Source organism: Oerskovia jenensis, from assembly GCF_016907235.1.
GTDB lineage: Bacteria > Actinomycetota > Actinomycetes > Actinomycetales > Cellulomonadaceae > Oerskovia > Oerskovia jenensis.
The window spans coordinates 4,016,855-4,041,338 of record NZ_JAFBBO010000001.1 but is presented as its reverse complement, the minus strand read 5'-3'; the positions used below and the strand labels follow the sequence as shown (position 1 = coordinate 4,041,338).

Below are 24,484 nucleotides of genomic sequence, written 5' to 3'. Positions count from 1 at the left end.
GGTTCTGGTGCGCGGCGAAGGCCGCGACGAAGGAGGGGTGGTGCGGACTGCCCGCGGGGGGCAATTCTATGCGTCCGTACCGATCTGTCCGGTCGGTGTCCGGCGTGAAGATCCGGTGACGATCTGCGGCGCCGGAGCGCTCGCGACGCCGGACCGCAGCGGCTGCTCGCTGAACCACGACCACGGCAGGAAGGCCACGATCGCGATGACGGCCATCCCGCCGTAGACCCAGACGAGACCGACCGTCTGGTTCGGCACCAGCAGGTCTCCGCCCGGCCCCTTGGAGGCCAGGACCTGCACCGCCACGACCCAGCCGACCGCGTAGCCGATCACACCGGCCCAGCCCGTCCAGGCCCGCGCGAGGACTCCCCCGGCGAGCACTGCGAGCAGCGCGACGACGATCCCGACAGGAAGCAGGTGGTCCGTGACCACCACGCGGTGCATCACGGTTCCGACGGCGCCCACCACGAGGCCGAGCAGCACGCACAGCAGCGCGCGCCCGAGCATGCGAGGTCCGGTCTTCTTCACTGTGTCCACGGTACTGGTCCTGTCTGGTCATTTCCCGCAGAACTGCGGGGAGGTCCCGCAGACTCCGGGGCCACGGTGTAGAACTCGCGTGAAGGAAGGGCGGCGAGGACGTCGTTGCTCAACGCGTACCACCCGAGCACGCCCCCTGGCGTCTCGGACGAGCCCACGCCCCGCCCCGCGCCGGTGGGCACGGTCCCGACGTGCTGGACCTGCGTCGCGTGCGCCCGCAGGGCGCCCGTCACGGCGTCGAGCACGGGCACCACCTCGACGACCACGACCTCGTCGAGACCGTCCTTCGCGACCGGCGGCAGCTCTTCCTGCGGGTCCGGCAGGGTGAGCTCGGGGTGCTCGGCGAGCAGCGCCTGCACGCCCTCCAGCGCCGCCAGCTCACGCCGCGCGGCGCGTGCCGTGCCCGCGGGCACGACCGACTCCCACAGCCGAGGCTCCCCCTCGACACCGCCCTCGGGTACCCGAGGGTCGAGGGGAGCGACGTCGTCGGACCCGAGGCCCTGCTCGGCGCGCGCGGCGAGCTCGATCGCCCGCACCGTGATCTCGTGCGCCCGGACATGGTCCGGGTGCCCGTACCCGCCGGACGGCTCGTAGGTCACGACCACGCGAGGACGCCGCTCGCGCAGCACGCGCGCGAGCCGGTCCGCCGCCTCGTCGAGCGGGGCCGCGACCAGCGCACCGGCAGGAAGGTCCGCCTGGGCGGCCGCCCGCGCGATCCCGGGCGCGGCCCACGCCATGCCCGAGTCGCGGTACGCGACCGTCGTACCGTGTCCCGCGGCCCCCTCGGGCGCGCTCGTCGGGACCTGGTCGAGGAACACGTGGTCCCGGACCCCCAGGCTCGCCAGTGCCGCGGCGAGCTCACCCTCGCGGTGCGCCGCCAGCGCGGGGCCGTCCCCTTCGAGGTGCGCCAGCTCCGCACCGATGACCTCGCCCTGCTCGCCGCGCGTGCAGGTCACGACCGTCACGGGCTCCCCCGCCGCGGCCCAGGTCGCGAGCAGCGCACCGGTCGCGAGGGTCTCGTCGTCGGGGTGCGCGTGCACGGCGAGCAACCCACCACGGGGCCGGACCGGCTCGTACCTCATGCGTCCTCCACAGGAAGCGGCCTCCACGAGGAAGCGGACAGTGCGGAGCCCGCACCGCCGGTCACGAGGACCGGCGGCACGGGCTGCGTACGGGATGGTGCGGGTCGTCCTGACGAGGTCAGGACTTCTTCGCGCGGGAGAACGCGCGGGCGCGCTCGGTCTGGTCGAGGATGACCTTGCGGATGCGCACGACCTCGGGGGTGACCTCGACGCACTCGTCCTCGCGGGCGAACTCGAGGGACTCCTCGAGCGTCAGGTGCTTCGGGGGCGTCAGGTTCTCGAAGGTGTCGGAAGAGGCTGCACGCATGTTCGTGAGCTTCTTCTCCTTCGTGATGTTGACGTCCATGTCCTCGTTGCGCGAGTTCTCGCCGACGATCATGCCCTCGTAGACCTCCTGCGTGGGGTCGACGAAGAAGGAGCCGCGCTCCTGCAGGTTGATCATCGCGAACGGCGTCACGACACCGGCACGGTCCGCGACGAGCGAACCGTTGACGCGGGTCTCGATGGGGCCGGCCCACGGCTCGTAGCCCTCGGCGATGGACGACGCGATGCCCGTGCCGCGCGTGTCCGTGAGGAAGCGGGTGCGGAAGCCGATGAGGCCGCGCGCGGGGACGACGAACTCCATGCGGACCCAGCCCGTGCCGTGGTTCGACATGGTCTCCATGCGGCCCTTGCGCTGCGCGAGGAGCTGGGTGACGTTGCCCAGGTACTCCTCGGGCACGTCGATCGTCATGCGCTCCATGGGCTCGTGACGCTTGCCGTCGACCTGCTTGGTGACGACCTGCGGCTTGCCCACGGTCAGCTCGAAGCCCTCGCGACGCATCTGCTCGACGAGGATGGCCAGCGCGAGCTCACCACGGCCCTGGACCTCCCAGGCGTCGGGGCGCTCGGTCGGCAGGACGCGCAGCGACACGTTGCCGATGAGCTCCTTGTCGAGACGGTCCTTGACCTGGCGGGCCGTGACCTTGTGGCCCTTGCCGCCCTTGCCGGCGAGCGGCGAGGTGTTGATACCGATCGTCATCGAGATCGCCGGGTCGTCGACCGTGATGAGCGGCAGCGGACGCGGGTCGTCGGGGTCCGTGAGGGTCTCACCGATGGTGATGTCCTCGATGCCGGCGACCGCGACGATCTCGCCCGGGCCCGCCGAGTCGGTGGGCACACGGGTGAGTGCCTTGGTCTCGAGCAGCTCGGTGATCTTGACGTTCTGCATCGTGCCGTCGGCACGGGCCCACGCGACCGTCTGGCCCTTGTGGATGGTGCCGTTGAAGATGCGCAGCAGCGCGAGGCGGCCGAGGAACGGCGACGCGTCGAGGTTGGTCACGTGAGCCTGGAGCGGCGCGCCCTCCTCGTACGTCGGCGCGGGGATCTTCTCGAGGATGACCTTGAACAGGGGCTCGAGGTTCTCGCTGTCGGGGACCGAGCCGTCGGCGGGCTGCTCGGTCGAGGCACGCCCGACCTTGGCCGCGGCGTAGACGACGGGCATGTCGAGGATCGCGTCGAGGTCGAGGTCGGGGACCTCGTCGGCGAGGTCGCTCGCGAGTCCGAGCAGCAGGTCGGTCGCCTCGGCGACGACCTCCTCGATGCGCGAGTCGGGGCGGTCGGTCTTGTTGACCACGAGGATCACGGGCAGCTTGGCGACGAGCGCCTTGCGCAGCACGAAGCGCGTCTGGGGCAGCGGGCCCTCCGACGCGTCGACCAGGAGCACGACACCGTCGACCATGGACAGGCCGCGCTCGACCTCGCCACCGAAGTCGGCGTGGCCCGGGGTGTCGATCACGTTGATCGTGATGCCGTCGGGCTGACCGGCGGCGATCGCTGCGGGGCCGGCGTAGTGCACGGCGGTGTTCTTCGCGAGGATCGTGATGCCCTTCTCGCGCTCCAGGTCACCGGAGTCCATGGCCCGCTCGTCGACGTGCGCGTGAGCGCCGAAGGCGCCGGACTGGTGCAGCATCGCGTCGACGAGGGTCGTCTTGCCGTGGTCGACGTGGGCGACGATCGCCACGTTGCGCAGGTCAGAGCGCACAGACATACAGAACTCATTTCGGGAGAGGAGCGAGCGACGGAGGATTCCGCCCGAGTTGGTGGCCGGCGGACGGGCGCCGCCCGCGCAGAGCACGCGCGCGCCGTCGTCCGGGCACGGCTATCTTACCGGGTGGTTGCCAGTGCGTGGAGAGGGTGCTCCGTCACACCCGGCTCTCGCCCCCACGAACGCGAGATGCCCGACGACGGCGCGTGCCGTCGTCGGGCATCTCACCCGTGCTGTGCGCAGGTCAGGGCTGCTGCGGGATGCGGTCGCCCTCGATGTTCTCGCGGCGGTCCACCTGCGAGCGCAGAAGAGCGTCGACCTCGTTCGACTCGTCCTGGGCGATGTCCTTCGCCTCGTTGACGAGCAGGAGGTCGCGAGCCTCGCGGCGCACGCGCTGCTGCTCCGGGTCCGGGACCGGCACCGCGGCGAGCAGACGACGCGTGTAGTCGTCCCGCGGGGAGTTGACGACCTGGGCCGTGTCCCCGACCTCGACCAGCTTGCCGTGGTGCATCACCGCGATCCGGTCGGACAGGATCTCGACGACCGCGAGGTCGTGCGAGATGAACAGGCACGCGAAGCCGTGCTCACGCTGCAGGTCCTGGAACAGGTCGAGGACCTTGGCCTGGACCGACACGTCGAGCGCCGACGTGGGCTCGTCCGCGACCAGCAGCTTGGGCTCGAGCGAGAGCGCCCGGGCGATGCCCACACGCTGACGCTGACCACCCGAGAGCTCGTGCGGGTAGCGGTTGCGCATGGCACGCGGCAGCTCGACCTGGTCGAGCAGGCGCTCGACCTCGGTGCTCAGCGCCTTGCCCTTGATGCCCTTGTGGAGCATGAGGGGCTCCCCGATGGACTCACCGATCGGCAGGCGCGGGTTCAGCGACGATCCCGGGTCCTGGAAGACGATCCCGACCTGGTTGCGCAGCGGGCGCAGGTCCTTCGAGCGCGCGCCGACCATGTTCTGGCCGACGATCGTCAGCTCGCCACCCGTGACGGGCAGGAGGCCCACCACGGCACGGCCGATCGTCGTCTTCCCCGAGCCGGACTCGCCCACGAGCCCGACGACCTCGCCCTGACGGATCGTCAGGTTGACCTCGTCGACCGCGCGGAAGCCCGGCGCCCGGCCACGGCCGGGGTACTCGATGACCATGTCCTTGGCCTCGAGCACGACCGGACGCTCGTCGGCGACGGCCTGCGCGGGCTCGACGACCTCGGCACGCGCGGTGCCCAGGTGCGGGACCGCGTCCAGCAGGCGCTGCGTGTAGGGGTGCTGGGGCGCGGAGAAGATCTGCGCCGCCGTCCCCTCCTCCACGACCAGGCCGTTCTTCATGACGAGGATGCGGTCCGCCATGTCGGCGACGACACCCATGTCGTGGGTGATGAGGATGATGCCCGAGTCGATGCGGTGACGCAGGTCGCGCATGAGCTTGAGGATCTCGGCCTGGACCGTCACGTCGAGGGCCGTGGTCGGCTCGTCGGCGATGAGCAGGCGCGGGTCGCACGCCAGCGCCTGCGCGATCATCGCGCGCTGGCGCTGACCGCCCGAGAGCTGGTGCGGGTAGGAGTCGAACCGGCGCTCCGGCTCGGGGATCTCCACGAGCGTGAGCAGCTCGATCGCGCGCTTCTTGGCGTCCTTGGGACCCATGTCGAAGTGCGTGCGGAGCGTCTCGACGATCTGGAACCCGACGGTGTACACCGGGTTGAGCGCCGTCATGGGCTCCTGGAAGATCACCGAGATCTCCTTGCCACGGATGTGGCGGAGTTTGCTCGTGGACATCCCGATGAGCTCACGGTCGCCGAGCTTCGCGCTGCCGGTCGCCCGGCCGTTCGGCGGGAGCAGACCGATGAGCGACATCGACGACTGCGTCTTGCCCGAGCCGGACTCGCCCACGATCGCGAGCACCTCGCCCGGGTGCACGTCGTAGCTGACGCCGGACGCGGCGGGGAACCACTCGCCGTCGACGTAGAAGTCGACGCCGAGGTCACGGACGGTCAGCACGGGTTCGCCGGTGGGCGCCGGGGCCGCCTGGGGTGCTGTCTCGATTGCCACAGGTATCAGGATCCTTCCTGTATGCGACGGACGTCGGCGCTGGTCAGCGCTCCGGTCGATGTCTGCATCTCTGGGAGTATGGGCCCATGGGACCCACACACGTTTTCAGGTCGACGTACGGCCGGATACTGACCGGTGCCGCAGCGCTGGTCGCGCTCGTCACCCTGGTCAGCCTCGCGACGTCGGGGGGCGTCGAAGAAGTACTGCGCTACGGCGCGTGGCCGCTGCTCGCGGTGCTGGTCGTCTGGGCGCTCTTCTGGAACCCCGAGGTCCAGGTGAGCGACGGAGAGATCGTGCTGCGCAACGTGCTGCGCACGGTGCACGTCCCGTGGCCCACCTTCCGCAGCGTGGACTCGCACCTGGCGCTCAAGGTCACGACGACGACCGGCACGTTCACGGCGTGGGCCGCACCCGCCAGCAGCGGCTCCGCGGCGAGGCTGCGCAACCCCCGCACGGTGGACCCCGCCAAGGGCATGGTCGGTGACCGGCTGGTCAGCGGCGCCAACGCCGACGCGGCAGCCCTCGTGATCGGGGAACGCTACGAGGCGCTGCGCTCGGCCGGTCACCTGGACGGCGACGACCACGGGCTCACGCCTCGCACGTCGTGGCACCTCGCGACCGTCGCCGGTCTCGTGGTGCTCACGGCCCTCGGGGTGCTCGCGCCGCAGCTCGGCTGAGCACGCCACCGGTACCGACGACGCTCCGAGGAGGTTCGTCGGTACCGGTGACGTGGGGCCGGTCATGTCAGTTCCCGCCACCCAGGCCGACGTGGCCGCCCTGGGCCTGCAGCGGGATCGTCGTCTCGCGCGAGGCACCGGCGGCGCGGTCCATCTTCTTCTGCGACGGGATCCGCTTCTGACGCGGGTCGAACGCGTCGCGCAGGCCGTCACCGATGAAGTTGATGCACAGTGCGATCACCACGATGAACAGGCCGGGCCACCAGAACAACCAGGGGCGCGTCGCGAACGACGACTGGTACTGGTTGATCAGCTGACCGAGCGAGATGTCGGGCGACTGGATGCCGAAGCCCAGGTAGCTCAGTGCGGTCTCGAGCAGGATCGCCGAGCTCATGAGCAGGGTCGTGGCGACGATGATGACGCCGATCGCGTTCGGCAGGATGTGCTTGAAGATGATCCGGGTGTTCGAGGCGCCGGCGACGCGGGCCGCGTCGACGAACTCCCGCTCACGCAGGCTCAGGAACTCACCGCGCACCAGACGGGCCAGGCTCGGCCAGAGGATCAGGCCGAGCGCTGCACCGAAGACGGCCGCGCTCAGCGAGCCGGCCATCTTGCCGATGACGGCACCGATGACGATGGTCGGGACCGTGATGACGAGGTCCGTGAAGCGCATGAGCATGCCGTCCGTACGACCACGGAAGAAGCCCGACAGCGAGCCGATCAGGACACCCAGCACGCAGGCGATGCCACCGATCGTGAACATGACCCCGAGCGAGGTCTGGGTGCCCTTCATGACGTAGAAGAACATGTCGTGCCCGTTCTCGTCCTGACCGAACGGGTGCTGGCCGATGGCGAAGCCGGACCCGCCGAGCCAGGTGGGCATGCTCAACGTGGGAGCGCCTCCCGGGTTGATGACCTTGCCCGACCCGCCGCCCTGCGGCCACCAGCCCGGGACCGGGCCGAAGCCCACCGAGGTGAACGCGAGCAGCACCACGAAGATCAGGACGGCGAGCCCGACCATGGCGCCCTTGTGCCGGAAGAACCGGCTGCGGACGATCTGCCCCTGGGACAGACCTTCGACGTCCTTCAGCTCGATCGCGTTCTCGATGGTGACCGAGTCGTCGCCGTTCTGGGGGTTCTGAGGGGTACTCATGCGTTCACCCGAATTCGTGGGTCGAGGGCAGCGTAGATCAGGTCCGCCACGATGTTGGCGATGATCGCGAGCGCAGCGGTGATCAGGAGGTAGGCCATGACCGGCTCGATCTCAGCTTCCTGGAGGGAGTTGAGGAAGAGCGCACCCATGCCCGGCCGGTTGAAGATCCGCTCCGTGACGACCGCACCACCGATGAGCGTGATGACGTCGATCGGGACGATCGTCGCGAGCGGGATCAACGAGTTGCGGAAGCCGTGACGCATGATGACGGTGCGCTCGCTCAGCCCCTTGGCCCGGGCCGTACGGATGTAGTCCTGGCTCATGACCTCGAGCATGCTCGATCGCGAGTAGCGCGTGTAGCCCGCGAAGGCGACCAGGATCAGCGTCAGGGTCGGCAGCAGCAGGTGCGTGTACTGGTCGAGGACCTGCACCCAGTAGTTGCCCCCGAGGTTCGGGGTCCGGTCGCCGAACGTCGCGATGGGACGGCCGTTGATCGCGTTCGAGTTCATGTACGCGGGCCAGACCTGCATGACGCGGTCGATGTAGATCATGGCCGCGACGACGAACGCCGTGATCCCACCGGTCCTCGCGGAGACACCCCAGTCGGGTCCGCGGAACAGGAAGCCGACCAGGACGCCCACACCGATCGCGACCAGCGCGAGGCCGAACATCATGAGGTGCGACGGGACCACCGAGTTGAAGAAGCCCTGGAGCGGGTAGTACAGGGCGACGCCGATGGCCACGGTCGCGAGGGCCGTGTAGAGCGCGCGGCGGTTGCGCAGACCCGCGGAGACGGCCGTCAGCGCGAACGCGAAGCCCACCCCGGTGATCGCGATGAGCACGGGGCCCAGCTGCGGCCTGGCCCACCAGTCGGTGAGCTGGACGTAGAGCATGACGCCCAGCGTCGCCGCGAAGGCCAGACCGAAGGTCTGCAGCCTGCGCGTGACCGATCCGCCGATCGCGAGCACCCACAGCAGGCCCATGAGCGCCGCGATGCCGACGAGGACCGGGATCGAGAGGGTGGGGTCCGCGAGGAAGTCGTTGAACCCGATGGCCCCCCACTGCTTGAGGAGGACGGCGACCCAGAACGAGGGCAGCGAGTAGAGCAGGAAGGACAGGAAGATGATCAGGTAGTCGAACGTCGCGTACTGGCGCAGCGCGCTGACGATACCGACCGACACACCGAGGATCAGCGACAGGACCGTGGCGGCCGTCACGAGCTGCAGGGTCGAGCCGATGGCGTGCGACACGAGCGTGCCGACGTCCTGCCCCGAGCGCCAGGCGACGCCGAAGTCTCCCTGGAAGGCGTGGCCGAGCCACTGGAAGAAGCGCACCACGACGTTGGTGTCGAGGTTGAGCATCGCCTCACGTGCGGCGATCTTGGCGGCCTTGTCCGCTCCGCGGTACTCCTGGAGGTCGGCCAAGGGGTCGATCGCGAGATCGACCAGGAGGTACATCATGAAGATCGCCACGAACAGTGTGGCTATGCCGGCCAGAAGGCGGCGCGTAATGAACGTCAACACGTTGGGATAAACCTCGCAGACGACTGAGGACTCGCGATCAGCGAGTCATTCTATTCCGCGGCCTGGCAGCTGATGCACGGCGGATACTGCTGGCCGGCCTGTGCAGGCACGCGCGAGGGCGCCGGATGGGTGCTTCCGGCGCCCTCTCGTCGTCTCCGACCGAGGAGATCTTACGCGCTCGCGGGGAGGGGTTCACACCCTCCCCGCGAGCGTCTCGTCTCACCTGACGGAGTCGGTACTACTTGCTGGCCTCGGCGCTGCCGGTCTTCCAGTCCCAGAACCCGTAGAAGATGCCCGGGGCGATCGTGAGCGGGTTGACGCCCGAGATCTTGGACTCGTTCCAGGCGGTGACGCCCGGGAACTGGAAGATGGTCACGCCGAACGCGTCGTCGACGAGGTGCTTCTCGACCTCACCGAGGATGCGGGTCTGCTCGGCCGGGTCGGTCTCGGGCTGCAGCTGGTCGAACAGCGCGTCGACCTCGGGGTTCGAGTACCCGTAGTGGTTGTTCGTCGCGCCGGTGCGGTAGTTCGCGTCCGACTCGGTCACTGCGGTCGAGGTCGACTGCCAGCCGAAGAGCGCCGCGTCGTAGAACGACTTCGCGCTGCTCAGGTCCGTGCCCCAGTCGGTCTGGACCTGGTACGGCGCGACCGTGAAGCCCGCGAGGGCGGCCGACTCGGTGATGAGCTGCGCCTGGTTGACACGACGCGTGTTGTTGGGGTCGAACAGCAGGCGGACGGAGACGGGCGAGGTGACGCCGGCCTCGGCCAGGAGCGCCTTGGCGCCCTCGATGTCGACCTCGTCGTACTGGGACTGGCCGTTCGCCGCGACGATCTCGTCGTAGGCGGGCGAGCCGGGGACCGTGGTGTACGAGTTGCGGATCTCGGCGTCCGGGTTCAGCGGCTTGATCAGGTTGTCGATGATCTGCTGACGCGGGACCGTCTTGAGGAACGCCTGGCGGACCTTCTTGGCCTTCTCGGCGTCGCCACCGTAGGTGTTCGGGTCGAAGGGCCCACCGTTGGAGAACTGCAGGTCGACGTGCTCGTACGTGCCCTCGGTCGCGGACTCGACCTGGACGCCGTCGAGCGCGCTGACTGCCGAGAGGATGTCGGCCGTGGACTGCGGGTTGATGAGGTCGACCTCACCGTTCTGCAGTGCCTGGACCTGGCCCATCGGGTCGCCGTTGTAGCGGATGGTGACCTGGTCGATGCCGGCCTTGTGCTCGCCCTTGTACTTCTCGTTGGCCTTCAGCGTGACGTACTGGTCCTTGACGAAGTCCGTCATGACGTACGCGCCGCTCGAGAGGTAGAGGTTCGCGTCGTCCGGGAGCTCGGCGTAGTTGAAGTCCTTGTTCCAGACGTTCGCGATCTTCTGCAGGCTCGCGATGTCGCCGTCCTGGATGGCCTTGACGACGGCGTCGCTCGCCTCGGTCGCGTCCTCGATGCCGAGCGCACGCTGCCCGACGACGTGCGCCGGGAGGTTCGGGGCGATCGCGGTCTCCCAGTCGGCGAAGGGCTTGGAGTACGTGAACGTGATCGAGTTGTCCTCGATGACGGGCACGTCGGTGACGAGCGAGATGCCCGGGGACGCGGCGTCGAAGTAGACACCTGCGTCGACCTCGGCCTGGTTGGTGACCTCGCCGGTCTCCTCGTCGTACGTCGGCTCGACGTTGTTGTACTTACCCGTCTGGGCAACCCACTCGAGGAGGAGGTCGGCAGGGCCGGCCGGGACGTCGTCGGACCAGCCGGCGGTGTCCGCGTAGGTGTACTTGATCGTCAGCGGGTCGTCGGAGACCTTCTCGTAGGTGCCGTACGACTCGTCCTGAACCAGGTTCAGGTCCTCGTCGTAGTAGTTGAAGCCGGCACGCATGAGGTAGAGCACGACGTTGTTCGCCGTGGCGTTACCGGTCATGGAGTTGCCGTTGTACGAGTAGAACGGCTGGTTCCACGCGATGTTGACGCTCTCGCTGTCGTTGATGCCTGCGCCGTCGTCGCTGTTGCCGTCGCCGGACCCACCGGCGCACGCGGAGAGCGCCAGGGCGCTCACCGCCACGGCTGCGACAGCCGCAGACTTCCGTGAGATCTTCAATGTTCCTCCTCAAGGGGATGGCGGGTTCCCCGTCGACGCGCCCCGCAGCAGCACTGCGCGCGGAGCTCGGCGACACTCGCGGGAGACCCACCATTGGTTTGGGGCAACGGTACCGACCAAGATGGGTGACTTCACCCGGTTGCCCCTTTCGAGCGGCCGATCGTTACCGAGTTGATACTGGCCGGTACGGTGCTGTTTCCCGTTCGATACCCGGAGAAACCGGTACGTAACGGACCGGAAACACAGGACGGGCGCCGTCCGCATCTCACGATGCGGCGGCGCCCGTCCCATAACCGGCGAATGTGGCAGACCTCATAGCGGCCCGCCGCGGGTCAGACGTTGAAGCGGAACTCCACCACGTCACCGTCGACCATGACGTAGTCCTTGCCCTCGATCCGGGCCTTGCCGGCCGCCCGGGCCGCGGCCACGGAGCCCGTCTCGACGAGGTCGTCGAACGAGATGACCTCGGCCTTGATGAAGCCGCGCTCGAAGTCGGTGTGGATGACCCCGGCCGCCTGCGGCGCGGTCCACCCCTTGCGGATCGTCCAGGCGCGCGACTCCTTGGGCCCGGCCGTGAGATAGGTCTGCAGACCGAGCGTGTCGAAGCCGACGCGCGCGAGCTGGTCGAGGCCCGACTCCTCCTGGCCCGTCTCGGCGAGCATCTCGGCCGCCTCCTCGGGCTCGAGCTCGGAGAGCTCGGACTCGAACTTGGCGTCGAGGAAGATGGCCTGCGCCGGCGCGACGAGCGCGCGCAGCTCGGCCTTGCGGTCCTCGTCCACGAGCCCCGCGTCGTCGGTGTTGAAGACGTAGATGAACGGCTTGGCCGTCATGAGCTGCAGGCTCGCGATCTCGGCCAGGTCCAGCCCGGCGGCCTTCGCGCCCTGGAACAGGGTGATCCCCTGCTCGAGCAGCGACTGGGCCTTCTGGGCCGCGGCGACCAGGACCGGGTCGCCCTTCTTGATCTTGACCTCCTTCTCGAGGCGCGGCAGCGCCTTCTCGAGGGTCTGGAGGTCCGCGAGGATCAGCTCGGTGCTGATGGTCTCGATGTCGTCCGCCGAGTCCGTCGACCCCTCGACGCGGATCACGTCGGGGTCGTCGAACGCGCGGGTCACCTGGCAGATCGCGTCCGCCTCACGGATGTTCGCGAGGAACTTGTTGCCGAGACCCTCGCCCTCGCTCGCTCCCTTGACGATGCCCGCGATGTCCACGAAGGACACGGTCGCGGGCAGGATGCGCTCGCTGCCGAAGATCTCCGCGAGCTTGTTCAGCCGCGGGTCCGGGAGGGACACCACGCCGACGTTCGGCTCGATCGTCGCGAACGGGTAGTTCGCCGCGAGGACCTGGTTGCGCGTCAGGGCGTTGAAGAGGGTGGACTTGCCGACGTTGGGCAGGCCGACGATGCCGATTGTTAGAGCCACGGGGCCTGAGTCTACGGGAGCGACCGCGGGCGGCGCTCGCGCCGGCTCCCCGCACGGCGACGGCCCGACGACGGCGCTCGCCCCGGGTGCGCAGGTGCGCTGCCGCACGGTCACCCCCAGGGCGAGCGGCGTCGTCGGGCCGCTCGCGTACGCGCCTACTTGTAGCTCATGACCTGCTGGAGAAGCTCCGGGCCCCGCTGGTCGACCAGGCGGCCGCCCCAGCGCATGCCCACCACGAGGAAGACGACCCCGAGGCCGACGCCCACGACGAGCGTGAGCCAGCCCCAGACCGCCGCCCCCGTCAGGACGTTCGTGAGCGCGAGCCCCGCGGCCGGCAGGCACAGGGCCGTGAGGACGAGCATCGTGACCATCTGCGCGAAGAGCGTCGCCATCGCGGCGCCCTGCGGCGACTTGAAGGGGCTGTCCCCCGGCTTGGGCACCGGGTAGAGCAGCCGCGCCGAGACCACGCTCGACACGCCCAGGCCCGCCCCCAGCACACCCAGGCTCAGGCCGATCGTTGCGACCAGGAGGTCCCACCTGCCCGTGAACGCGACCGAGGCGATCGCGAAGATCGTCACGACCGGCACGCCGAGCACCGCAGCGGCGACCACCCGGCCCGCACGGTCCGCGAAGCCGCTCACGCCCGAGGACACCTGGGTCCAGAACGCCGTGTGGTCGTACGCGACGTCGGCCGAGATCGCGAACCCGAACGTGAAGGCCGTGACCGGCCCCAGCACGAGCATGAGCTCCTGGAACCCGTCCCCGCCGTCGATCCCCATGCTCGACCCCACGAACCACAGCAGGACGGGGAGCAGCGGCACGACCGCGATGGACCCCGAGTAGCGCGGGTCGCGGAACCAGTACGTCAGGCAGCGCGCCGCCACGGCGCCCACGGGCGTCGCCGGGAACCGGTCGAACCAGCCGAGCCCCTTGGACTTGCCTGCCGAGGCACCACCGTGCGGGGCGACCAGGGCCTTGGCGAGCGCGCGGTCCCACACGACCCACGCCGCGACCAGGACGAGCACCGCGATGGCGAGCCGCGCGAGCGCGAGGCCCCAGGCGCCGTCGGACACCGCGGACGCGAGCGCCCACGGCGCCCCGAACGGCGTCCACCCCAGGACGTCCGCGATGACCGGCAGGACCTCCTGGCCGCGCGCGATCGCCGACGTCGCCCAGCCGATGATCGGCCCCGCGAGCATGAGCGGCACGAACGCCGCGATCGACAGGACCTCGCGGTAGCGCCGCGAGTCGAGCAGCGGGGCGAGCGCGGTCGTCGTGGCACGGGACCCGACGACGCACAGCGCGACCGCGAGCAGACCCCCCACGAGCGCGGCGAGCGCCGCGAGCGGCGTCCGCCACCATGCGAGCGTCGTGCCGACCGAGGCGACGAGCGTCACGATCCCCGGGATGCCCACGAGACCCGCGACCGCGAGGCCCGCGAGGAGCTGGCGCTGGGGCACCGCGAACGTCACGAACCGCTGCGGGTCGAGCGTCGCGTCCACCCCGAACGCGAAGAGCGGCACGATCCACCACGCGAGCACCACGACGGCGCCCACGATCGTGACGATCTGGCCCGCGACCTCCGGGGCCGTGGTGCCGAGGACCGCGAGGCCGATCAGGGCCATCGAGATGACGCCCAGCCCGTAGAGGATGCCGAGGACCAGCCCGACCGTCTGCCACACGCTCTTCTTGAGCGTGTTGCGCAGGAGGGTGAGCTTGAGCCTTACGAGGTGCGCAACCACGACAGCCCCTCCGTGGTCTGACGCCCGCCGACCAGGTCGACGAAGCGGTCCTCGAGGCTCTGGCCCGCACGGACCTCGTCCACGGTGCCCGCCGCCAGCACGTGCCCGCCCGCGATGACCGCGACGTGGTCGCACATGCGCTGGACCAGGTCCATGACGTGCGAGGACACGATCACGGTGCCGCCGCTCGCGACGTAGCCGTTGAGGATCTCGCGGATGTTGGCCGCGGAGACCGGGTCGACGGCCTCGAACGGCTCGTCGAGCACGAGCAGGTTCGGGGCGTGGATCAGCGCCGAGGCCAGCGCGATCTTCTTGGTCATGCCCGCCGAGTAGTCGACCACGAACGTGTTCGCGTCGGCCGCCAGGCCCAGGGCCTCGAGCAGGTCCGCGGTGCGCTCGGCGACCGTCTCGCGGTCCATGCCGCGCAGCAGACCCGCGTAGGTGATGAGCTGGGCGCCCGTGAGGCGGTCGAAGAGCCGCACCCCGTCCGGGAGGATGCCGAGCATGCGCTTGCCCTCGAGCGGGTTGGCCCACAGGTCCAGACCGTGCACGTGGACCGAGCCGAAGTCCGGGCGGAGCAGTCCCGTGGACATCGACAGCGCGGTCGTCTTGCCCGCGCCGTTGGGGCCGACGAGCCCGTAGAACGAACCCGCCGGGACGTCGAGGTCGATGCCCGCCACGGCGATCTTCTCGCCGAACCTCTTCCACAACCCGCGCACCGACAGAGCGGGGGCGGTGCCCGCCGCGTGCGTCGTGGCCGGCGGCGTGGCGGGCGCGAGCACGGGCGCCGCGCCCTGCGGGCCGGGCGCCACCGGCGCTACCGGGGCTGCGGTGGCTGCCGGGGTCGCGGGGGCTGCGGGGGCGAAGTCGTCGAGGGGTGGGAGCTGGTCGCGGGGCTCAGGTTCGTGGGCCATACGGACAAACCTAGTGGAGCCGGACCGTGTCCCCCCAGGAGATATGTCACGTCTTTCCAGGTGGGAGGCGGATTCACCCGGCCGAGGGCCCGCGTGCGGACCGGCGACGCGCCCGACGGCGCAGCTCCCCCTCGCCTGTGGGTGCCACCTGGCAGAGTGCGGGCATGGACAACGCCCTGCCGTGGCTCATGCTCGTCGTCGGACTCCTCGTGGGAGCTCTCCTGGGCTGGCTCGCGCGCCGCACCTCCCCCGACTCGGGACGCGCCGAGATCGGTCGGCTCACCGGGCTCCTGACCCAGGCCCAGCAGGAGGCCGCGCGCGGCGCGGGTCTGGCCGAGCGGCTCGCGGCCGAGCGCGAGGGGTTCGAGCGCCAGCTCCGTACCGAGCGCGAGGCGTTCGGCCGCCAGCTCACGAGCACCGAACGCTCCGCGGACGAGCGCTTCGACATCGAGCGCGCCAACCACGAACGAGCCATCGAGGAGCTGCGCGCGGGCTCCGAGAAGCGGCTCGCCGAGATCCGCGGCGACCAGGCGCGGCTCGAGGCCCAGTTCGAGGCCCTGGCCCGCAAGGCGCTCGCGAGCAGCTCCGAGCAGTTCCTCACGCAGGCCGAGGAACGCTTCAAGCGCAGCCAGCAGGTCGGAGAAGCGGAGCTCGCCAAGCGCGAGCAGGCCGTGCAGCAGCTCGTCGAGCCCCTCAGCAAGGCCCTCGACCAGGTCAAGGCCGAGGTCTCGGCCGCCGAGCAGGCCCGCCGCGAGGCCCACGGCACGCTCGCCGAGCAGGTCCGCGGCATGCGTCACGACTCCGAGGCCCTGCGTGCTGAGACCTCTCAGCTCGTGACCGCGCTGCGCTCGTCACAGGTGCGCGGTGCGTGGGGCGAGCTCCAGCTCCGCCGCGTCGTCGAGGCCGCGGGCATGATCCCGCACGTCGACTTCGTGGAGCAGGACCAGGTCAGGACCGACGACGGCGCGCTGCGCCCCGACATGGTCATCAAGCTCGCGGGCGGCAAGAACGTCGTGGTCGACGCCAAGGTCGCCTTCCTCGGCTACCTCGACGCCCAGCAGACCACCGACGCCCGCGTCCGGGCGGAGCGGCTCGCCGCGCACGCCCGCCACTTCCGCAAGCACGTCGACGACCTGGCGGGCAAGCGGTACTGGGACCAGTTCAGCCCCGCGCCGGAGTTCGTCGTCATGTTCGTCCCCGCCGAGTCGTTCCTGTCGGCCGCGATCGAGCAGGATCCGTCGATCCTCGAGTACGCGGTCGCGAAGAACGTCATCATCGCGGCCCCCATGACCATGATCGCCCTGCTGCGGACCGTCGCCTACGCCTGGCGGCAGGACGCGCTCGCCGCGAACGCCCAGCAGGTGCTCACGCTCGGCAAGGAGCTCCACGGGCGGCTCGCCGTCATGGGCAGCCACCTCGCCCGGCTCGGCCGGTCCATCCAGGGCGCGGCCGACTCCTACAACCGGACCGTGGCGTCCCTCGAGACGCGCGTGCTCGTCAGCGCACGCCGCTTCGCCGACCTCAACGTCGTCGACGAGGACCTCGAGACCCCCGCCGCGGCCGACCCCCAGCTCAGCGCCGTGAGCGCTCCTGAGCTCCTCGCCTCGGTCCACGAGAGCTTCGTCGCGATCGACGAGATCGCCACGGGGTCGCGCGCGGGTGCCGCTCCGGCGCAGGACGACGAGCAGGACCCGCTCGACGCCGGGATGCTCGGCACCATCAACGCCCCCGGACGGCACGAGCGCGACCGGGGAGCGGACGCGTCCTGACGTGACGTGACGACGGACGAGGCCCGTCCCGGACGCTCCGGGACGGGCCTCGACGTTCAGCGGGTCAGACGGGCTCGACCGAGAGCGACGTGCGGTTCTCGCGGCGTGGGCGCGCCGGGGCGTTGCCCGCGGCCTTCAGGTCGGCACGCAGCTCCTTGGGGAGCGAGAACATGAGGTCCTCGGTCGCGGTGCGGACCTCCTGGACGTCGCCGTAGCCGCGCTCGGCCAGGTACGCCAGGACGTCGTTCACGAGGATCTCCGGGACCGAGGCCCCCGAGGTCACGCCGACCGTCGTGACCCCCGCGAGCCAGGACTCGTCCATCTCCTGCGCGCGGTCGATGCGGTACGACGCGTCCGCGCCGGCGTTCAGCGCGACCTCGACGAGGCGCACCGAGTTCGACGAGTTCGCCGAACCGACCACGATCACGAGCTCGCACTCGGGCGCGAGCTTCTTCACGGCGACCTGGCGGTTCTGCGTCGCGTAGCAGATGTCGTCCGACGGCGGGTTCTGCAGCGTCGGGAAGCGCTCGCGCAGCCGGTCGACCGTCTCCATGGTCTCGTCGACCGACAGCGTCGTCTGCGAGATCCACACGACCTTGTCCGGGTCGCGGACCGTGACGTTCACGGCGTCGTCGGGCGAGTTGACGATCTGCACGTGGTCCGGCGCCTCCCCAGCGGTGCCCTCGACCTCCTCGTGGCCCTCGTGGCCGATCAGCAGGATGTCGTAGTCGTCCGCGGCGAAGCGCACGGCCTCCTTGTGCACCTTGGTGACCAGGGGGCAGGTCGCGTCGATGGTCTGGAGGTTGCGCTGGGCCGCGGCCTCGTGGACCGCGGGCGAGACGCCGTGCGCCGAGAACACGACGCGCGCGCCCTCGGGCACCTCGTCGGTCTCGTCGACGAAGACCGCGCCCTTGTCGCTCAGCGACTCGACGACGTACTTGTTGTGCACGATCTCCTTGCGGACGTACACGGGGGCGCCGTAGTGCTCGAGCGCCTTCTCGACCGCGATCACGGCACGGTCGACGCCCGCGCAGTAGCCGCGGGGGGCGGCGAGAAGGACACGCTTACCAGTCGGGGAAGTCACCCCACGAGTCTAGGCGACGGGTCTGCGGCGCTCGGCCTGGCGGACGGGTCCGGACGAGCTCCGGGCCATGTCCTGGCAGCAACTCCACAGGATCCCCACGGCGCAGGGTCCAGGACGGTCACGTACCGGCGCGCCGAGGGTGCCGGGTCCGCCGCCCTCGGCACCCTGTCACACCCATGAGGCAGGCTGGACCCCGTGACCGACCGACCCGCCGACCCCACCGGCTCCCCGGCCTCCCCGGTACAGCCGCCCGCACAGCCGACCGCGCTCCCCGTCCGGGCCCTCGACACGAGCGCCGAGCACCCCTGGCCCGTCCGGCTCCTGTCGAGCAAGATCACCGCGTACATCGACAAGATGTCGCCGGTCTGGGTCGAGGGGCAGGTCGTGCAGCTCAACCGTCGTCCCGGCGCCTCGATGGCCTTCCTCACGCTCCGCGACACCGATGCCGACATGTCGCTCCCGGTCGCCGCCCTCGCCAAGGTCTTCGAGGCGGCGAGCACGCCGCTCACCGAGGGCGCGCACGTCGTCGTCCACGCCAAGCCCGTGTTCTGGCCCAAGCGCGGGTCGTTCCAGCTCCAGGCGAGCGAGGTGCGCACGGTCGGGATCGGCGAGCTGCTGGCCCGGATCGAGCACCTCAAGCGCATCCTCGCGGCCGAGGGGCTGTTCGACGCGGACCGCAAGGTCCCGCTCCCCTTCCTGCCCGCCGTCGTGGGGCTCGTGTGCGGGCGCGAGTCCAAGGCCGAGCACGACGTCGTGGTCAACGCCCGCGCCCGCTGGCCCCAGGTGCGCTTCGAGATCCGCGAGGTCGCGGTCCAGGGCACGGGAGCCGTCGCGCAGGTGAGCGCCGCGATCGCCGAGCTCGACGCGCGCCCCGACGTCGACGTGATCGTGGTCGCGCGCGGCGGTGGCGCGGTCGAGGACCTCCTGCCGTTCAGCAACGAGGCGCTCGTCCGGGCCGCGGCGGCGTGCCGCACTCCCCTGGTCAGCGCGATCGGCCACGAGACCGACACCCCGCTCCTGGACCTCGTCGCCGACTACCGCGCCTCGACCCCCACGGACGCCGCCAAGCGCATCGTCCCGGACGTGGGCGAGGAGCGTGCGCGCGTCCTGCAGGCCCGGTCGCGCATCCGCGCCGCGATCACGCACCAGCTCCAGCGCGAGCAGTCGCGACTCGACAGCGCACGCTCACGCCCCGTCCTCGCGGCCCCCGAGACCATGATCTCCACGCGCGAGCAGCAGGTCCTGGCCGCGAGGGACCGGGCCCGGCGCTCGCTCGACGCGATCCTGCTGCGCGCGCACGGCGAGGTGGACCGCCTCGCGGCCCAGGTGCGCGCCCTGTCCCCCGCGTCGACGCTCGAGCGCGGCTACGCCGTCGTGCACGGCCCCGACGGCGGGATCGTCCGCTCCCCCGAGGACGTGAGCCCCGGCGACGCCCTGCACGTGCGCCTCGCGAGCGGCGCGATCGACGCGACCGTGCGCTGACCCGAGCACCCCGGCCGGTCCGGGCACAGCCCGCCCGGCCCACCGTCACACTCTCCGACGACCACAGACCCTCAGCTCCAGGAAGGCCCTTCACCATGAGCAGCACCACCCCGCCCCCCGCCGACGTCGCGGACCTCAGCTACGAGCAGGCGCGCGACGAGCTGGTCCAGGTCGTGTCCCGCCTCGAGGCCGGCGGCGAGCCGCTCGAGGCCTCGCTCGCCCTGTGGGAGCGCGGCGAGGCCCTCGCGGCCCGGTGCCAGCAGTGGCTCGACGGAGCACGCGAGCGCCTCGCGTCGGCCCGGGCGGCCGACGGCGCCCCGACCACCTCGGTCGACGCGCAGGACGCCGGCGCCGAGGACGACTGACCGGGTCGCCCGGGGGTCACGCGCTCTTGCGCGCCTGACCCTCGGACTGCGCCTGAGCCCGTTCGAGCGAGGCGCGCCGGTCCTCCTCGTTCTCCTTGTCGAGCCGGTCCACCTCGTCCTGGTCGTGCGTGAGGTTCTCGCCCGTCTCGGGGTCGAAGACCATCATCTTGTCCGGGTCGAACCAGAGCTCGGTCGTGTCGCCGTCGCGCACGCGGGACGCCGAGTTGAGGGCGACGACGAACTGGGTGCGCAGTCCTTCGCCGTCGAGCTCGCGGTCGAGCTCCTCGAGCTGGGCCGCGACCGAGGCGTGCATCTCGAACGGCACGTAGGCGTAGAGCTCGGCGCCGAGCCACTCGGTCACGTCGATCTGCGCGTCGAACGTCCGCCCCCGGTCCTTCTTGGTCGGGTCGACGAGGCGCGCGTCCTCGAAGTGCTCGGGGCGCAGCCCCACGATCACGAGCTCGCGCTCCCCGATCGCCGAGACGATCCGCTCGGGCAGCTCGAACGTGCCGAACGGCAGCTCCATGCTGCTGCCGGAGACCTCGCCGGGCAGGAAGTTCATGGGCGGGGAACCGATGAACCCCGCGACGAACAGGTTGACGGGCTGCTCGTACAGCGCGCGGGGGCTCGCGATCTGCTGGAGCTCGCCCTTGCGCAGGACGGCGACGCGGTCGCCGAGCGTCATGGCCTCGGTCTGGTCGTGCGTCACGTAGACCGTCGTGGTCGCGAGGCGTCGCTGGAGGCGCGCGATCTCGGTGCGCATCTGCCCGCGCAGCTTGGCGTCGAGGTTGGACAGGGGCTCGTCGAACAGGAACGCCTTGGCGTCGCGCACGATCGCCCGACCCATCGCGACGCGCTGGCGCTGCCCACCGGAGAGGTTGGCGGGCTTGCGGTCGAGGTGCTCGTTCAGGTCGAGGAGGTCGGCCGCGTGCTCGACCTTCTCGCGGATCTCGGCGTCGGTGAACTTGCCCTTGGTCAGCCGCAGCGGGAACGCGATGTTCTCGGCGACCGTCAGGTGGGGGTAGAGCGCGTAGTTCTGGAAGACCATCGCGAGGTCGCGGTCGCGCGGGGCCTTCTCGTTGACGCGCTCGCCGTCGATCAGCAGGTCGCCCGAGGTGATGTCCTCGAGGCCGACGATCATGCGCAGCAGCGTCGACTTCCCGCAGCCCGAGGGGCCGACGAGGATCACGAACTCGCCGTCGGCGATGTCGATGCTGACGCCTTTGACGGCGGGGAACCCGTCGCCGTACTTCTTGACGATGTTCTTGAGGGTGATGGAGGCCATCAGCTCTCTCCTCGGTCGGGGGACGGGGGGCGAAGGGTGCGGGGCTGGGGTGCCGTCGGGCAGGTCGTGGCGCTCATCCCTTGACCGCCCCCTGCGTCAGGCCCGAGACGATCTGGCGCTGGAACAGCACCACGAGGATCACCACGGGGATGGTCACGACCACGGCTGCCGCCGAGATCGCGCCCGTCGGCTCCTCGAAGTACGACGCGCCCGTGAAGAACGCGAGGGCGGCCGGCACGGGCCGCGCCGCGCTCGTGGACGTGAGCGAGATGCCGTAGATGAAGTCGTTCCACGCGATGAAGAACGCGATGAGCGCCGTCGTGAAGACGCCGGGTGCGGCGAGCGGCACGATGACCTTGCGGAACGCCTGCCACGGCGTGGCGCCGTCGACCTGCGCGGCCTGCTCGAGCTCCCACGGGATCTGGCGGAAGAACGCCGCGAGGGTCCAGATGGAGATCGGGAGCGTGAGCGACAGGTACGGGATGATCAGGCCGAGCCACGTGTCGTAGAGGCCGATGTTGCGCCACAGGTTGAACAGGGGCGTGACGATCGAGACCACGGGGAAGATCGAGACCCCCAGCGCGGTCGTGAGGATCAGGCGCTTGCCCGGGAAGTTCAGGCGCGCGATCGCGTACGCGGCGAGCGTCGCGAGGACGACCGCGATCGCGGTCGCGATGAGCGAGATGCCGACCGAGTTGCGCAGGGCCGACAGGAACAGCTCCTGGGCCGAACCGCTCGAGGACAGGATCTGCTCGTAGTTGTCGGTGCTCCACTGCGGCGGCAGGAACGTGCCGGAGTTGAGGTCGCTCGGTCCCTTGAAGCTCGTCATGAGGATCGACAGGACCGGGAACAGCGCCCCCACGAGGACGACGACCGTGATGACGGCCCACCACACGCGGGCCCGGGTGCTCAGGACGCTCCCCATCATCGCTCCCCTCTCGCGCCGGCAAGATCCACCTTGAACAGCTTGATCGCGACGAAGCAGATCCCGATCACGCACAGGAACAGCAGCACGGAGATCGCCGAGCCCATGCCGATCTGGAGCTGACCGATCGAGGTCCGGTAGGCCAGCAAGGACAGCACCTCCGTGTTGTTCGCGCCGTTGGTCATGATGAAGACGTTGTCGAAGATGCGGAACGCGTCGAGCGCGCGGAACAGGACGGCGACCATGATCGCGGCCTTCATGTTGGGCACGATCACGCGCGAGAAGCGTTGCCAGGCGGTGGCGCCGTCGACCTTCGCGGCCTCCTCGAGCTCGCCCGGGACCTGGGCGAGGCCCGCGAGCAGCAGGAGCGAGATGAAGGGCGTGGTCTTCCAGACCTCGGACGCGATGATGACGAACAGGCTCGTGCCCTGGTGGGCGAACCAGTTGAGGTCCGGCCCGATCCCGGGCACCCAGTCGAACCAGCTGTTGACGTACCCGGACGTGATGTCGAACGCGTAGAACCACGCGAAGGCCGACACGACGGTGATGATGCCGTAGGGCACCAGGATCGCGGTGCGCAGGAGCCCTCGCAGGCGCTTGATCGCGCGGTGCATCACGAGCGCGAGCGCGAAGCCCAGGACGAGCTCGACGACCACGGAGACGACCATGATGAAGAACGTCACCGCGAAGTCGCGCCACCAGACGGGGTCGGTGAGGATCACGACGTAGTTGCCGAGGCCGACGAACGAGCGGTCGTCGGGGGCCGTGAGCTTGTAGTTGAACAGCGAGTCGTAGACGGCCTGGAGGATCGGGTAGAGCGTCACGGCCAGCATGACGACGAATGCGGGCCCGGCGAGGTACCAGCCGAGGCGGGCCTCGGCCCGGGCCCGGTCGCTGCGCGCGGCCTTGGCCTTCCTGTCGGGGACGAGGTCCTGGCTGTCGGGCGCGGGGTCCGGTTCGGGCTGGGGTCGACGTGCGCCCCGGGTGTCGGTGCTCACAGCAGTCGCTCCCCTCGCAGGACGGCGGTGATGAAGTCGGTCGACGTCACGGGCGTACCGTCCTCGGTCACGCTCGCGGGCGGGTACCAGGTCTGCTGGAGCCCCGTGGAGACCTCGTTGTAGAACGGAGTCTGGGGCCGGGGCGCGGCCTGCTCGAGCGACTGCCGGATCGCGTCGTACATGGGATAGGCCTCCTGCACGGCGGGGTCGTCGTAGGCCGCGGTGTTCGCCGCGGGGTTGCCGTCGGACACGAAGTACGCGGCCTGGTTCTCGGCGCTCACGATGCACTGCGCGGCCTCGTAGGACAGGTCGGTGTGCTCGCTGAACGCCCCGACGCCGAGGCTGATGCCGCCGTAGGGCGGGCGCGCGTCCTGCCCCTCGACCACCTGGGGGTAGGTGGTCCACCCGATGTCGTCGAGCAGGGACTGCTCGATCGACCCCGCGTCGACGCCGCTCAGGGTCGAGGACCACACGAACGGCCAGTTGACCATGAACGAGCCCTTGTCCCCCTGGAAGAGGGTCAGCGACGCGGCCTCGTCCTCGCTCGGCAGCCCCGCTCCGCCGAGGCCCGAGCTCCCGATCTCGCCGATGATCCGTGCGGCGGCGCGGCCCGCGTCGGTCTCCAGGCCGAGCTTCAGCTCGGCGGCCGGGGCCTCGGGGTTCTCGAGGATCTGCCCGCCCGCCGACTCGACGAGCGCGTTGATCCACACGGTCAGCGACTCGGCCTTGGCACCCTGCACCGCGAGGTACTTGTCCTGGTCCGTCGCGGCGGTCATGATCTGGTCCCACGTCACGGGCTTCGTCAGGTCGAGACCCGCGGCCTGCGCGACGGACTTGCGGTACCAGAGGAGCTGCGTGTTGGCCCAGAACGGGATCGCGACGAGCTCGTCCTTCCACGTCGACCCGTCGATCGCGCCCTGCACGACGTCCTGGGTCGTCGCGGCCGCCACGTCGTCGGGCACGGGGGCGAGGAAGCCCGCCTCGGCGAGCTCGGGGATGAACGGCGGGTCGAGGCTCATGAGGTCGATCGACGAGTCCTTGGCCGCGAGGCGGCGCGCGAGCTGCTCGCGCTGCGCCGCGGCGTCGCGCGGCAGGAGCGAGGTCTCGATGCTGTACGCGCCGCCCGAGGCGTCGCTGCAGGACTTCGCGATCGCGGCCTGTCCCCCGTTGTCCGGGTTGATGTACCAGGTGAGCACGGGTGGACCGGAGCCCTCCCCGGTGCTGCACGCGGCGAGCGGCACGATCGTCGCGACGGCCAGCGCCGCGGCGAGTGCCCGGGTGCGTCGGTGCACGGTCTCCCCTTCGTCCGACGAACGCATCGCTGCGCCCGTCCGTGGTTGGTTCCTCCTTCTAGGGGTACCCGGTTCC

General features: G+C 70.3%; 19 protein-coding genes. 4 read left to right on the top strand and 15 right to left on the bottom strand.

Features of this window, described 5'->3' with window-relative positions; genetic code table 11:
* Window positions 1–66: 66 nt before the first annotated feature.
* The 4 genes from JOD49_RS17975 to JOD49_RS17960 all read right to left on the bottom strand — a co-directional run bounded on the left by JOD49_RS17975 (window position 67) and on the right by JOD49_RS17960 (window position 5,695).
* Complete coding sequence (locus JOD49_RS17975) at window positions 67–528, bottom strand: DUF6113 family protein (protein WP_205308384.1); 462 nt, start codon at window positions 526–528, stop codon at window positions 67–69.
* On the bottom strand, window positions 525–1,619 hold the full coding sequence (locus JOD49_RS17970; RefSeq protein ID WP_205308383.1) for a PIG-L family deacetylase: 1,095 nt from the start codon (window positions 1,617–1,619) through the stop codon (window positions 525–527). Before JOD49_RS17970 ends, JOD49_RS17975 begins: the two co-directional genes overlap by 4 nt.
* Before the next feature lie 118 nt (window positions 1,620–1,737).
* Entirely contained in the window at window positions 1,738–3,648 is a 1,911-nt protein-coding gene (gene typA / locus JOD49_RS17965) for a translational GTPase TypA (RefSeq protein ID WP_205308382.1), read from the bottom strand.
* A gap of 241 nt (window positions 3,649–3,889) precedes the next feature.
* Window positions 3,890–5,695: an ABC transporter ATP-binding protein gene (locus tag JOD49_RS17960; protein WP_205308381.1), complete on the bottom strand. Its 1,806-nt coding sequence runs from the start codon at window positions 5,693–5,695 to the stop codon at window positions 3,890–3,892.
* A gap of 86 nt (window positions 5,696–5,781) precedes the next feature.
* Between JOD49_RS17960 and JOD49_RS17955 the strand changes: the two genes are divergently transcribed.
* Complete coding sequence (locus tag JOD49_RS17955; RefSeq protein ID WP_205308380.1) at window positions 5,782–6,372, top strand: PH domain-containing protein; 591 nt, start codon at window positions 5,782–5,784, stop codon at window positions 6,370–6,372.
* A gap of 67 nt (window positions 6,373–6,439) precedes the next feature.
* On the opposite strand, the gene JOD49_RS17950 is transcribed toward JOD49_RS17955, so the two are convergent.
* From JOD49_RS17950 to JOD49_RS17925, 6 genes are all read right to left on the bottom strand, one after another.
* Window positions 6,440–7,525 carry an ABC transporter permease gene (locus JOD49_RS17950; protein ID WP_205308379.1) on the bottom strand — a complete coding sequence of 362 codons (1,086 nt, stop codon included), beginning with the start codon at window positions 7,523–7,525 and terminating at the stop codon, window positions 6,440–6,442.
* The gene (locus JOD49_RS17945; protein WP_205308378.1) at window positions 7,522–9,048 is read right to left on the bottom strand and encodes an ABC transporter permease; all 1,527 of its coding nucleotides are present in this window, start codon (window positions 9,046–9,048) and stop codon (window positions 7,522–7,524) included. The genes JOD49_RS17950 and JOD49_RS17945 overlap by 4 nt, the downstream gene beginning before the upstream one ends.
* A gap of 238 nt (window positions 9,049–9,286) precedes the next feature.
* A complete protein-coding gene (locus JOD49_RS17940) occupies window positions 9,287–11,134 on the bottom strand; it encodes an ABC transporter family substrate-binding protein (RefSeq protein WP_205308377.1) in 1,848 nt (615 codons plus the stop codon).
* A gap of 332 nt (window positions 11,135–11,466) precedes the next feature.
* A complete protein-coding gene (gene ychF, locus JOD49_RS17935) occupies window positions 11,467–12,552 on the bottom strand; it encodes a redox-regulated ATPase YchF (protein ID WP_205308376.1) in 1,086 nt (361 codons plus the stop codon).
* A gap of 155 nt (window positions 12,553–12,707) precedes the next feature.
* Entirely contained in the window at window positions 12,708–14,294 is a 1,587-nt protein-coding gene (locus JOD49_RS17930; RefSeq protein ID WP_205308375.1) for a hypothetical protein, read from the bottom strand.
* Window positions 14,276–15,208, bottom strand: coding sequence for an ABC transporter ATP-binding protein (locus tag JOD49_RS17925; protein ID WP_205308374.1), 933 nt, complete (start codon window positions 15,206–15,208; stop codon window positions 14,276–14,278). The genes JOD49_RS17930 and JOD49_RS17925 overlap by 19 nt, the downstream gene beginning before the upstream one ends.
* Before the next feature lie 164 nt (window positions 15,209–15,372).
* Between JOD49_RS17925 and JOD49_RS17920 the strand changes: the two genes are divergently transcribed.
* Entirely contained in the window at window positions 15,373–16,977 is a 1,605-nt protein-coding gene (locus JOD49_RS17920; protein WP_205308373.1) for a DNA recombination protein RmuC, read from the top strand.
* 64 nt (window positions 16,978–17,041) lie between these two features.
* Here JOD49_RS17920 and JOD49_RS17915 read toward each other — a convergent pair whose 3' ends face one another.
* A complete protein-coding gene (locus JOD49_RS17915; RefSeq protein ID WP_205308372.1) occupies window positions 17,042–18,061 on the bottom strand; it encodes a 4-hydroxy-3-methylbut-2-enyl diphosphate reductase in 1,020 nt (339 codons plus the stop codon).
* A gap of 195 nt (window positions 18,062–18,256) precedes the next feature.
* Here JOD49_RS17915 and xseA point away from each other — a divergent pair, with 195 nt between their 5' ends.
* The gene (gene xseA / locus JOD49_RS17910) at window positions 18,257–19,543 is read left to right on the top strand and encodes an exodeoxyribonuclease VII large subunit (RefSeq protein ID WP_205308371.1); all 1,287 of its coding nucleotides are present in this window, start codon (window positions 18,257–18,259) and stop codon (window positions 19,541–19,543) included.
* 95 nt (window positions 19,544–19,638) lie between these two features.
* Complete coding sequence (locus tag JOD49_RS17905) at window positions 19,639–19,908, top strand: exodeoxyribonuclease VII small subunit (RefSeq protein WP_205308370.1); 270 nt, start codon at window positions 19,639–19,641, stop codon at window positions 19,906–19,908.
* A 16-nt stretch (window positions 19,909–19,924) separates the two neighbouring features.
* Here the strand turns inward: JOD49_RS17905 and JOD49_RS17900 are convergent, their stop codons facing one another.
* From JOD49_RS17900 to JOD49_RS17885, 4 genes are all read right to left on the bottom strand, one after another.
* Window positions 19,925–21,193 carry an ABC transporter ATP-binding protein gene (locus JOD49_RS17900; protein WP_205308369.1) on the bottom strand — a complete coding sequence of 423 codons (1,269 nt, stop codon included), beginning with the start codon at window positions 21,191–21,193 and terminating at the stop codon, window positions 19,925–19,927.
* Between the two features lie 73 nt (window positions 21,194–21,266).
* The gene (locus tag JOD49_RS17895; RefSeq protein WP_205308368.1) at window positions 21,267–22,121 is read right to left on the bottom strand and encodes a carbohydrate ABC transporter permease; all 855 of its coding nucleotides are present in this window, start codon (window positions 22,119–22,121) and stop codon (window positions 21,267–21,269) included.
* On the bottom strand, window positions 22,118–23,116 hold the full coding sequence (locus JOD49_RS17890) for a carbohydrate ABC transporter permease (protein WP_307822621.1): 999 nt from the start codon (window positions 23,114–23,116) through the stop codon (window positions 22,118–22,120). Before JOD49_RS17890 ends, JOD49_RS17895 begins: the two co-directional genes overlap by 4 nt.
* Complete coding sequence (locus JOD49_RS17885) at window positions 23,113–24,408, bottom strand: extracellular solute-binding protein (RefSeq protein ID WP_307822620.1); 1,296 nt, start codon at window positions 24,406–24,408, stop codon at window positions 23,113–23,115. Before JOD49_RS17885 ends, JOD49_RS17890 begins: the two co-directional genes overlap by 4 nt.
* Between the last annotated feature and the right edge of the window lie 76 nt (window positions 24,409–24,484).